The organism is Psychrobacter sp. CX18 (assembly GCF_057396215.1).
Genome location: NZ_JBXYJH010000015.1, coordinates 82,024 through 93,142, shown reverse-complemented (window position 1 = coordinate 93,142; position 11,119 = coordinate 82,024). Strand labels below are relative to the sequence as shown.

Sequence of the window (11,119 nt, the reverse complement as noted above, 5' to 3'; positions counted from 1 at the left end):
TGTAGCCCAAGGCTTTAACGTTGGCGATGGTGATACCGACAACAACTACCAGCTTGGTGATACCGTTAATTTCACCGAAGCAGATGGCAATGTCATCACCACAACCACCGCAGATGGGGTCGAGTTTGGTTTAGCCGATCAGATTACAGTTGGCACAGCCAACCCAGTTACTATTAATGGTGATCAAGGTACAGTGAACGGTTTAACCAACACCACCTACGATCCCAATAACATCGTAACCGGACAAGCCGCCACAGAAGATCAGTTGCAACAAGCGGCTGCTGCTTCACAAGAAGAGGTCACCTCTGATGACGGGTCTATCACGGTTGATAGCTCAGCTACCAACGCAGATGGTGCGACCATCTTCGATGTATCCGTCAACACCGATGACACCACCATCACCAAAGATGCTGATGGTAAGATTACTGCAAACACCACGATCCTCAACACTAACACTGATGGTTCAGTATTCACCCCAACTGATGGCGATGAAAACAGCCTAGTGACTGCAGGCAGTGTGGCTGACGCTATTAACCAATCCGGCTTTAATGTTATCGCCGCAGGTAATGAGACGGGCGCCAGCACCACTTTAGTAACACCAGGGGATACAGTGACCTATGCTGCAGGCGACAACTTAACTGTTGTACAAGATGGCAGCAAGTTTACCTTTGCCACCGCTAAAGATGTTACCTTTGACAGTGTGACGGTTGGTCCTGTCACCATCGATAATACAGATGGTATCGATGCAGGCGACACTGCAATCACGGGTGTTGCTGCAGGCACTAACCCGAATGACGCGGTCAATGTCAGTCAATTAGAGCAGTCTATCGCTGCATCAAGAACGGAAGTTGAAGCAGGTACCAATATCGCCTCTGTTGAAATGTCAACTGGCGATAATGGTCAGACTATCTATGAGGTGAATGCTGAAGGGTCTAAAGTGACAGCAAATCCTGGTTCTGGATTGGCAGTAACACCGGTAGAGGGAGAAAATAACGTCACTGATTATCAAGTCAGTTTGAATGACGAGACTAAAGATAGCTTAGATAAAGCGGACAGTGCTTTGCAAGCAGTCGTTACGCAAATTGACGGGCAGCAGGTTAAGACTGTCGATCAAAGTAATAATACTGCAAACTTCGTAACCGGCAATAATATCAACCTTGAAGATGATGGTAATGGCGGTATTAAGGTATCAACAAACGAAGAGGTCACCTTTACCACTGTAAATGCAGGAGATGTTAATGCAGATACTATGACGGTACAAAATGTTGGCGACGATCCTAATTCAGTTACCAATAAGGATTATGTTGACTCGGGTAGAACCAAGGTTGGTTCAGAAGATGGCACGGTAACCGTGGTGAAGACAGACAATGGTAATGATGGCTTTAATTATGATTTATCTATTGACACTTCTGCCATCGAAGCTGAAGCCGCTAAGCATACTTCGGTGTCAGGTGAAGGGCCAATCACAGTAACTAAGTCTGATTCGCCTAACGATAATGGTGGAGATAATTATGTCGTTTCAGTTGACACTGACGATACCATCCTTACTGATAATGGTCAGCTTAGTGTGAATACTGGTTCTATTGCCACGGCGCCAAATGGCATAGCTTCAGCGGAAAATCCAGGTTCTATTGCAACAACACAAAGTGTTGCTGATGCCATTAACAAATCTGGATTTACAGTTAAAGCCAATGGGGATGATGGCGAAATGGTGAACCCGGGTGATACTGTTGACTTAATTGATGGTAAGAATGTTGAGATTACGCGAGACGGAACGAACGTTACGGTTGCGACTAAAGATGATGTTACCTTTACCAATGTGACGTCAGATACTATTACAGTCAAAAATGCTGATAGTATCGCTCAAGGTGGTGATGTTGATTATATCAGCGAAGGCAATCAATCCGTCGTCAATGGTGGCGATGTTTATGAAGCCATTTCCAATACTATTGAGGCAACAGAACAGCAGTATACTGCGGATAATGGACAAGTCGTAACTCGAAATCCTAATCAAGTATTAACCATTCAAGGCGGCGCAACCACATCGACAGAAGACAATATTCAAACAGTTGCTAACACCAATGGTAGCATTGATGTTAAGTTAGCTCAGAATATTGATTTGGGAGATGCAGGTTCTGTTCAAATGGGCGATACGGTGGTTGATGGCAATGGAATTGTTATTAGTAATCCGAATGAGCCTAATACGTCAGTAAGCGTCACCAACCAAGGTTTGAATAATGGCGGCAATACCATTACTAACGTTGGCGCTGGCGTCGACGGTACTGACGCTGTAAATCTTAATCAGCTCAAAGACCTTGGTTATAGCATGAATAGTAAAATTAACAAAGTAGGTGACGAAGCCAATGCTGGTATCTCATCTGCGATGGCAATGGCATCGTTACCACAAGCTTATATACCCGGAAAGAGTATGGTGACAGGTGGTTTGTCTACATACAATGGTGAAGGCGCAGTAGCGGTCGGAGTGTCAAAGTTATCTGATAATGGTCGCTGGGTACTTAAAATTAGTGGTAGTGCAGATACTGAAGGTAATGCTGGTGGCGCTGTGGGTGCAGGCTTCCACTTCTAAACTTATATTAACGTATTCTAGGTGTCGCATCTCTATTTTTGAGGTATGACGCCTATGCATTATCAATAACAACTATTATGTATTTTACACAGTGTAATATCGTCATATTTTATTACTGATAACCAAGGGTAACTCATGAAAAATAACCGCTTAAAAAGATTGTTAGGAATAGGTGCGATTTCCCTTAGTCTGTTAACAATGACAGGATGTATGGGTACTAAGTACCTAAGCGAAGGAATCACGCAGGAAGGGCATGTTGAACATGAAAATATCGTTTTTCCACAATTGGAAGATGCATGGCAACGTGAAGGTCAGTTTCCAAACAGTGAAAACCTTCAAAAAATCAAACCAGGTGTTGCAAAAGATGAACTCTATCAACTGATTGGTCGACCGCACTTTAGCGAAGCACAACACGCTCGAGAATGGGACTACATTATGAAGTTTTATATGCCAGACGAGGCTGTCAAAATCTGTCAATATAAAGTTATCTTTGATGCCGATTATAGAGCTCAAGAGTTTTATTGGAAGCCTGTTGATTGTCCTCCTAGTGCTCCAACAGCTACCCCTGCACAAATTAAAGAGCGTATAAATCTAGGGGCAGATGCTTTATTTAAATTCGATAAATGGCAACCTGAAAATATGCTGCCGCAAGGCCGTCGTGAACTAGATGAATTAGCGAATAAGTTGAAAAGATACCAAGATAGTGGGGATACTCGCATCATAATTACAGGACATACGGACTATAAAGGGGATGATATTTATAATATGAATCTATCACAATTACGCGCTCAAACCGTCCGTACCTATTTAGTAAATAGCGGTGTAAAACCAGCTTCCATGATGGCTGTTGGCGCTGGAGAGTCACAACCTGTCAAGCATTGTCCAAGCAATCTATCTCGCCAGCAAGAGATCGAATGTTTACAGCCTAATCGCCGAGTTACGCTTGACGTGACGGTGACACAATAACGCTTTAAAGTGTTAGATAAAGCTTCATTAACCGTAGCGACCTATATAAATATTGATTAGCTTTTATATACAATAACCCCCCCATAAGATAATTAATTATGGGGGTTTCGCAATTTGGGTTGTTAAGTTAACTTGGTGCTTTTACTTAAAAGGTGACTTAAACTATTTACCCCGCTTTTATGCCACAACCACGACAGTTGTATCATTACGAAAGTGCGAAGAGGGTCTTATCTTTTAATTTAAACATGGTATAACTTAATAAATAGTTGTCAGAAGAATTATAATTAATAGAATGTTAGTTAATTATGTGCTCTTAAGTATGCGTGGCAATGATATAAAGTTCAATTTCTTATATATTGTCAAAGAGGTCTAAAATGGTTACAAGGCAACCGAGTGCAAGTACTAATGGATTAGGCTCAATGAGGTTAACGCCGTAACCGTTTAGTAGTTCTCTGACTATATTAGTGATATAGACTATAATACAGACGATAAGACTTCATCTGGCGGTTATTCTATTCGAAATTTTGCTGACGAATGTAAGCAATAAATATCAAAATAGTTTTAGTTAAACATTATAGTGCCACTGTAATTAGACGTGCCCATGTGAGAGTAGGTCATCGTCAGCTCCCTATACTTAAAAGCCCCCGCAACTTACGTTGTGGGGGCTTTTTTTAGGTCGGTATTTTAATATAGAAGTGGGTCTTTTATTAAGCTATTATAATCAGTAGAATTTTATAAAATATATTATTGATGAAGACGGTTGCTATGGGCTTTTATTTTTGCGATATTAATACTGGTAGATAGCTGATAGTAAACAATGGAATGGGATGCGATAATATTGACACCTATTGATAAGTTCACTCTACAAGAACACAGAGGTAAATATGAGGATTGGCCATTAAAAACTTCGTTGTTATATGGCGGAGAGGCCACTGGAACTAAAGTTCTGGGGTATTTTATTGAGAAACAATTCGAACTAACGCATTATTTCCTTTTATTAACAAGTTGGGACTGTCCATTTGAGGAAGCATGTGAGGTTGTTGTATTGAATAAACTTTTTAAAATTGTGGGTCGGTATAGTTTCAGTGCAGCTTATTGTAGTTATCTTTTACGTGATTTTGTTGAGATATCTAAAGATCGCTATGAGTTAACTTTTTATGGAACCTGTAAATATGAGTTAATTATAAATTATCCAAAAAGGTATTTTTTTACTAAAGTTATTAAAGTAAATTCTATTGATTCAGATTTATAATTTATTTATAAGTTTTGCATTGCTTAATAACGTTTTAAACTCAATATTAAATGCGCTTAAAGTTATCTACAACCTTCAAAACATAAAAGCCTTCTACATCAATTTTGTAGGAGGCTTTTTACTTATAAGACTCTAATTTTAAAGGGTTACTTAGCTCTATTGAACTTGCTTAACCTTACGATCATGTATAGGTTGTACTGGTCTATTATTATGACTATAAAGCTGTTGCATAATTTGAATTTCAGCAGGAGTGACAGATAAAGGCTGAGCGTTGACAAACCATTTCACTTGTTCTGAACACGGTGGTGTCGTTAGTGACCCTGTGTAATTATAATAAATGCTACTTTGTGGTAATAACGTCGCTATTTCAACTGCTGGAACGAAAGCTGATTTATGTTCATTTGTCGCCGCTAAACTATTATTAAGAAGCTTGGTTAAGATAGTATCAGTGGTAGCAGTTGGATTAAGCATTACACCAATAACCGCCAATTCTCCTGCGGCATTGGCGTGAACGAAGTGTAGCTCACCTGGATAGTTGGTTCCAGAGATTTGATGTTCACTTGGGGTGTGGTAGTGAAACTGCACAAGATTATAAAGTTTCACATCTATAGTGATCGTATTAACGCTACTTTTTGGGGTAAACACTATAGTATGACCATTGTTAACAATTTCAATATCCGAACGAAGGTAGGTTGGTATTGGTGCAGTATCGTTCGTTTTTAAGACTTTTTTAATATTAATAGGGGATTGCTCAGGGCCACTCTTACATAGTTCATTACCTTCAATATCTCCCCAGAAATCTGCTCCTGTATCGCCAGAATATGACCAGCTAGGATAGCTATTATTCGTGGGAATTGACTTAGCGTCGATTGTAGTACTAGACTTTGTAGACTCTAAAGGCTGTATATTATTACAAGCAGTCAATGAAAGTGCTATGGCTAGAGTGAGTGATAGCTTTTTGAATGTTAAAGATGTCATGAAGTTAAGACCTATGAGTTTAGAGTTTAAATATTAATATTATTTAAATCAACTAATTAGTTGATTATATTGAATAAATTCCGTGTTCAATATAACCTTTTAAATCAAATTATGCTAATAATCTTATGAATATAAAATTAAAATCCGTCTTAACATCGCAATTTGACGAGCTATTTACGAGTGTTAAACAGGGTATCTACCCCTATGTAGAGAGAGTGTATGGTTGGGATGATGAATACCAAAGACGACGGCTAAAACAGGAATATGACTTTAGTTGGTTCTATTGGATTTATATTGATGATGTTCGTGTCGGTATGCTGTGTTATAAGCCTTATGAAAATAGCTTACATATTCACTTTTTAATCATATCACCCGAGTTTCAAAACCAGCGGATTGGTGAGATAGTTATGAAGAATATACATAATTTGGCAAAGATTGAGAATCGTGATTATATTACTTTATCTAGTTTTATTTTAAATATTGGTGCTATAAAATTTTATAAAAGATTGGGGTACGAATTGGCTAAAACGGAAGATGATTTCCAATCATTTATGTTCAGAGTCTCTTAATCTGCCGCTTTTTATTAAATTACCTTTTAACATATCATTACAGGGTTATTTTTATAATAGTCCAGGGTAGAAAAAGGATCATATAATTTATCATTATGTCCAAATAAGCTAGTATGATGGCTATAAACTTCTAACTTCCACAAGCTTCAACTAGAGAGAGTTCGTATGACTACTTCAACCGTAGTATATCAAGGTAATCTACGTACCCAAGCTTTACATCTTCAATCAAACAATGAAATTATCACCGATGCGCCAACGGATAATCATGGCAAAGGAGAAGCGTTTTCTCCTACTGATTTATTAGCGACCAGCTTGGCCAGTTGTATGTTAACCATTATTGGGATTAAAGCCGCTGCTATGGATCTGGACGTTGTCGGCACGAAAGCTGAAGTAACTAAAATAATGGCTGCTGACCCTCGCCGTGTGAGTGAGGTGCAAGTCACCATTGAGTTTAAACAGCATTTTGATGAGCGTACTCGTAAGGTGCTAGAAGCGGCAGCTTTGACTTGTCCAGTAGCAAAGAGCTTACACCCTGATATCCATCAAGATATCACGTTTAGTTATCTGAATAATTAATGCAATGGGCAGTAGAACTTGACGTACTAACAGGCTTTAATAGTGTCATTTATTCAGACGATTAAGCTATAAAGCTTTAAACCTACAATCAATAACCTAATGAATGGGCATAAGCAACTTATAAGGGTGGCAACCTACAAACCAGAATGCTTGATGCGTAATTCCTTTAAAGTATGCTGAGTGAGTTAATAGGTTTCAAATTAGGTTATAAATGACTTATCCATACAGTTTGATAAGGTTGTAGAGTTAAAAAGTCATTCGATAACTCGATTTTCTTATTTTTGATAAGATCTACCCAAACTTCCGTATCAAGCAAATTTATATCTGATACCAGTAGGGTTTGGTCTTGATCACTAATATTACTAATACAGAAGATGCTTTGCTTACCTTGCAAGCATTGACGCCAATATCCAAATACTTGTTGTCCTAATTGTAAGGTATATTGCGACGCATTAGGATGAAATGCGGGCTGAGCTTTCCTTATTTTCAAAAGCCTAGTTAGCGTGTTTATTACGATGTAATTGTTAGATTCTGGGTTCTCGAGTAAAGATTCTAACTCACCATAATCCCAGCAGTGACGATTAATAGAGCGATTGTGTCCCGTAAGCGCTACTTTATCGTAATCATTAGAAGTGGCTAGTAAACTATGAATATATATGCCAGGTATGCCCTCCATACCTAGCATAATGGTTTGAGCACATATAAACCGCTCGATCTGATAGTTATCAGGGCCCTTAAAAGTACCTAGTAGCGCATCAAACAGAGTAATGTTTATCTCATAAGGTTTCTGATTCCCATTTTCTAAAGTGCGGCATGAAACCTCCCCGCCAAACTCTTTCATCTTATTGACAAGCTTATCAATCTCTTCCTCCTCTAGTAATCCTTCAGCAGGGCGCAGCCCGATACCATCATGAGAGGCGATAAAATTAAAATAAAACGTACCATTTTGAGTGGGTGGCATGCTGAGCAACCAACTATTTAAATAGGTGCAGTCTCCTGAGGCTAATGTATATAGTAATAAGGGCGGTAATGAGAAATTATAGATGCCATGCGCTTCGTTGGCATTACCAAAATAGGTCAGGTTCTCATGGTTCGGTATGTTGGTTTCAGTAATGATAATAATAGACGGATCGATATGTTCAATTAAAGTCCGAATTAAACGAACCACTTCATGGGTTTGTGGTAAGTTAATACATTTTGTTCCTATCACTTTCCATAAAAATGCGACGGCATCGATTCGGAATAATTTAGCTTCTTTATCAATATAAAATCGAATGATCTCAATAAACTTAAGCAGAACTTTTGGGTTTCTAAAATCAAAGTCTACTTGATCGTGGCTGAATGTACACCACACATACTTAGTTCCCTTTGCTGTTTGGGTATTCCGTAGCAAAGGCGACACTCTGGGACGCGTGACATTGGATAAATCATTGGTGGGGTTTGCTGTAAAGAAAAAGTCAGAGCCATCACCTTTACCCGCGATAAAGTTCTGAAACCAATGGCTCTGCACTGAGCAGTGGTTAATGACCAAGTCGACCATTAGTCCATAATCCTTGCCCAAGCAAACGATATCATCCCAAGTGCCTAATTCAGGGTTAACAGCTGCGTAGTCAATAACCGAAAATCCGTCGTCAGAGCTATAGGGGTAAAAGGGTAGGATGTGAACAGTGGTAATAGTGTCTTGAAAGTAACTATCTAAAAGCTTATGCAAGGTAACTAAAGGCTTTTCACCTTTCTTAACCACACTATTGCCATAGGTAATCATAACAATATCGCTTTGATCCCAGTAGTTGTGATGAGATTGCGGAGAGACGATATCAGCTTCTGACTCGATGCCGATGGTTGCAAGCAAGTCAGTGGCTAAGGAGCGGTAATTTATGTCGCTATTATCGTCACTATTAACATCTGTATAGATATTTTCTAAATGGTGAATGACTTTTTCATGGAGCGTTTGCCATACCATATTGATTACTCCATAAACTCTTTTGTATCGGCTTCGACGGCCGCCAGTAAACGCTGTTGAATATCAGGTATGGCACTAGTCACTCGGTTCCAACTAGGAATAAACGGGGTTTCCATAGGGTTATCAAGGAAGCTTTCACCGGCTTTCATAATATTGCTAGCGAACATTTCGACAGCCTTTTCTTCTACGTGAATATCCAAAGTCAGACCATTCATAACCGCATCATTATGATAAGTCTCAATAAAATCTAAGGCAATCCGGTAGTAAGTGGCTTTGATAGATCGGAAGGTTTCGGTGCTAAATATGTGACCTTGTGTCGCCAATTTCCTAAATAGTGCTTTGGTGATATCGATCGACATTTTAGATAAGCCTCCTTGGTCATTATGTAGCGATAAATCCTGGTGCTTATGGTCGTAATTGTCACAAATATCTACCTGACATAGGCGGTTACGGGAGTAGTTACGATGCATTTCAGATAGAACACCAATCTCCAAACCCCAGTCACTAGGAATGCGAATATCGTTTAACACATCCCGTCTAAACGAAAATTCCCCCGCCAAAGGATAACGGAAACTGTCCATAAATTCTAAGTAGTCATTGTCTCCCAAAATTCGCTTTAAAGCACGAATCAGAGGCGTAACCAATAGACGAGACACTCGGCCATTTATTTTGCCATTAGCGACACGGGCGTAGTAGCCTTTGGAGAACTCATAGTTAAACATAGGATTAGCGACGGGGTAAATCAGCTTGGCGAGCAAATCTTTTTCATAGGTAGTAATATCACAATCATGCAGGGCAATAGACTCCGAACGTTCTGATGCTAAGATATAACCCATGCAATACCAGACGTTACGACCTTTACCCAATTCTTTGGGTGCGAGACCTTTCGCCTCAAGCTCTTGATCAAGTGCTTTTAATCGCGGACCATCATTCCATAACACTCGGTGATGTTGTGGCAGTTTGCTAAAAAACGTCAAAGCGTGGCGATATTGATCTTCAGTAGCTCTATCTAAACCTATAACGATTTCAGATAAATAAGGTACAGTTTCAAGCTCACTCACGATATGAGGCAGTGCTTCGCCTTCAAGCTCTGAAAATAAAGAGGGCAGTATAAGCCCCATAGGACGTTTTTTAGAAAATTGTACCAGCTCAGCTTCAATCTCATCGCTAGGACGGCGCGTTAAGTTATGCAAGGTTGTTACCACACCATTTTGGAAAAAGTCGGCCATTAGTCTTCCTAATTAATTATTGTTAAGTTATTGTTATTAAAGTGATTAATATTAAGTGCTTAGTTTTAAAGTGGCTATTATAGTTTCATTATTATGTTTCAAAGCAATTAATGATAAAGCGATTAGTATTAAAGCCAATAATGTTAAGTCAGTAGGGAACGCTAGTATTTAGAGTTCTAACAGTTTCGTTAACATCTCGCTCCAGCCTTCAGGACCCATAAGTGTACTGGTATAGACCGCTTCTTTTTGCAAGATAGGAGGTGGATTAGCAGGCGATAAAATTCTTATTGACACATCAGCGGCCTCTAACATCGCAATATCATTTTTACCATCACCAAGGGCGATCGTTTTAACATCGGTTTTATATTGATTTTGATATTCATTGGCAAGCCACTGTAGCGCTTGTCCCTTATCGCAGTTGCCAGATACATGGATGAAGCGGCCACCCTCTAAGGGAGTTGCGCCTTTTTCTTTTAAGGACACAATAAACCTCGCTTTATCTTCCTCGCTCCCTAACCATAAAACAGGCTCACCAAACTGACGTCTAGCAGCCAGTGAGGCAGATTGTTCATCTAACCCTGTGCAATCTTGAATGTCTGAAACACTCATTTTGGAAAACTGTTGGTATTGTCCCGCATAGTCATCGCCTATTTGTGCAAGTAGGTCAATCCAGTGGTCTTTTTTTGCACTAAAGGTTTTACACCAAAAGCCATTTACTGTAACCGTGTCGATGGGCTTATGCTTTAAAAAGCTAGGCGGTATAAATACACCAGCACCATTTTCAATAATAAAGGGGCCGCCAAGACCGATTTTCTCACGAAGGAGTTGCATCTCAGCATAGGTTTTACTGGTGGTTGGTATGACAGGAATATCTTGGTTAGCAAGTTTTGCCAGAGTTGGTTTTGCGGCTGTAAAAGAATAAGTATTATGATCGAGCAGTGTTGCGTCCATGTCAGTGAAAATAAGTGTTTTAGTCATGTTTTTAAATCAGTTTTTTAA

At 39.4% G+C, this 11,119-nt stretch carries 9 protein-coding genes; 5 read left to right on the top strand and 4 right to left on the bottom strand.

All coding sequences use genetic code 11. The features are described 5' to 3' along the window. The 3 genes from AC2SLT_RS11970 to AC2SLT_RS11960 form a co-directional block, all read left to right on the top strand. Positions 1 to 2,587: YadA family autotransporter adhesin (locus tag AC2SLT_RS11970; RefSeq protein ID WP_486547884.1), on the top strand; the 2,587-nt coding region annotated here is incomplete at its 5' end. A 210-nt stretch (positions 2,588 to 2,797) separates the two neighbouring features. Continuing rightward, positions 2,798 to 3,553 carry an OmpA family protein gene (locus AC2SLT_RS11965; protein ID WP_486547883.1) on the top strand — a complete coding sequence of 252 codons (756 nt, stop codon included), beginning with the start codon at positions 2,798 to 2,800 and terminating at the stop codon, positions 3,551 to 3,553. A gap of 817 nt (positions 3,554 to 4,370) precedes the next feature. After that, positions 4,371 to 4,805, top strand: a complete 435-nt coding sequence (locus tag AC2SLT_RS11960) for a hypothetical protein (RefSeq protein WP_486547882.1) — start codon at positions 4,371 to 4,373, stop codon at positions 4,803 to 4,805. A gap of 156 nt (positions 4,806 to 4,961) precedes the next feature. On the opposite strand, the gene AC2SLT_RS11955 is transcribed toward AC2SLT_RS11960, so the two are convergent. Further along, positions 4,962 to 5,783, bottom strand: coding sequence for a carbonic anhydrase (locus tag AC2SLT_RS11955; RefSeq protein ID WP_486547881.1), 822 nt, complete (start codon positions 5,781 to 5,783; stop codon positions 4,962 to 4,964). A gap of 125 nt (positions 5,784 to 5,908) precedes the next feature. Between AC2SLT_RS11955 and AC2SLT_RS11950 the strand changes: the two genes are divergently transcribed. Together AC2SLT_RS11950 and AC2SLT_RS11945 are read left to right on the top strand one after the other, a co-directional pair. Next, positions 5,909 to 6,352, top strand: a complete 444-nt coding sequence (locus AC2SLT_RS11950) for a GNAT family N-acetyltransferase (protein WP_486547880.1) — start codon at positions 5,909 to 5,911, stop codon at positions 6,350 to 6,352. 165 nt (positions 6,353 to 6,517) lie between these two features. Then, positions 6,518 to 6,928: an OsmC family protein gene (locus AC2SLT_RS11945; RefSeq protein ID WP_486547879.1), complete on the top strand. Its 411-nt coding sequence runs from the start codon at positions 6,518 to 6,520 to the stop codon at positions 6,926 to 6,928. A 205-nt stretch (positions 6,929 to 7,133) separates the two neighbouring features. Here AC2SLT_RS11945 and AC2SLT_RS11940 read toward each other — a convergent pair whose 3' ends face one another. The 3 genes from AC2SLT_RS11940 to AC2SLT_RS11930 form a co-directional block, all read right to left on the bottom strand. Beyond that, positions 7,134 to 8,891 (bottom strand): sugar phosphorylase, encoded by a 1,758-nt coding sequence (locus AC2SLT_RS11940; RefSeq protein WP_486547878.1) that lies wholly within the window; start codon positions 8,889 to 8,891, stop codon positions 7,134 to 7,136. Between the two features lie 5 nt (positions 8,892 to 8,896). Next, positions 8,897 to 10,120, bottom strand: coding sequence for a glycosyltransferase family protein (locus tag AC2SLT_RS11935; protein WP_486542801.1), 1,224 nt, complete (start codon positions 10,118 to 10,120; stop codon positions 8,897 to 8,899). A 168-nt stretch (positions 10,121 to 10,288) separates the two neighbouring features. Continuing rightward, a complete protein-coding gene (locus tag AC2SLT_RS11930; protein WP_486547877.1) occupies positions 10,289 to 11,098 on the bottom strand; it encodes an HAD-IIB family hydrolase in 810 nt (269 codons plus the stop codon). Between the last annotated feature and the right edge of the window lie 21 nt (positions 11,099 to 11,119).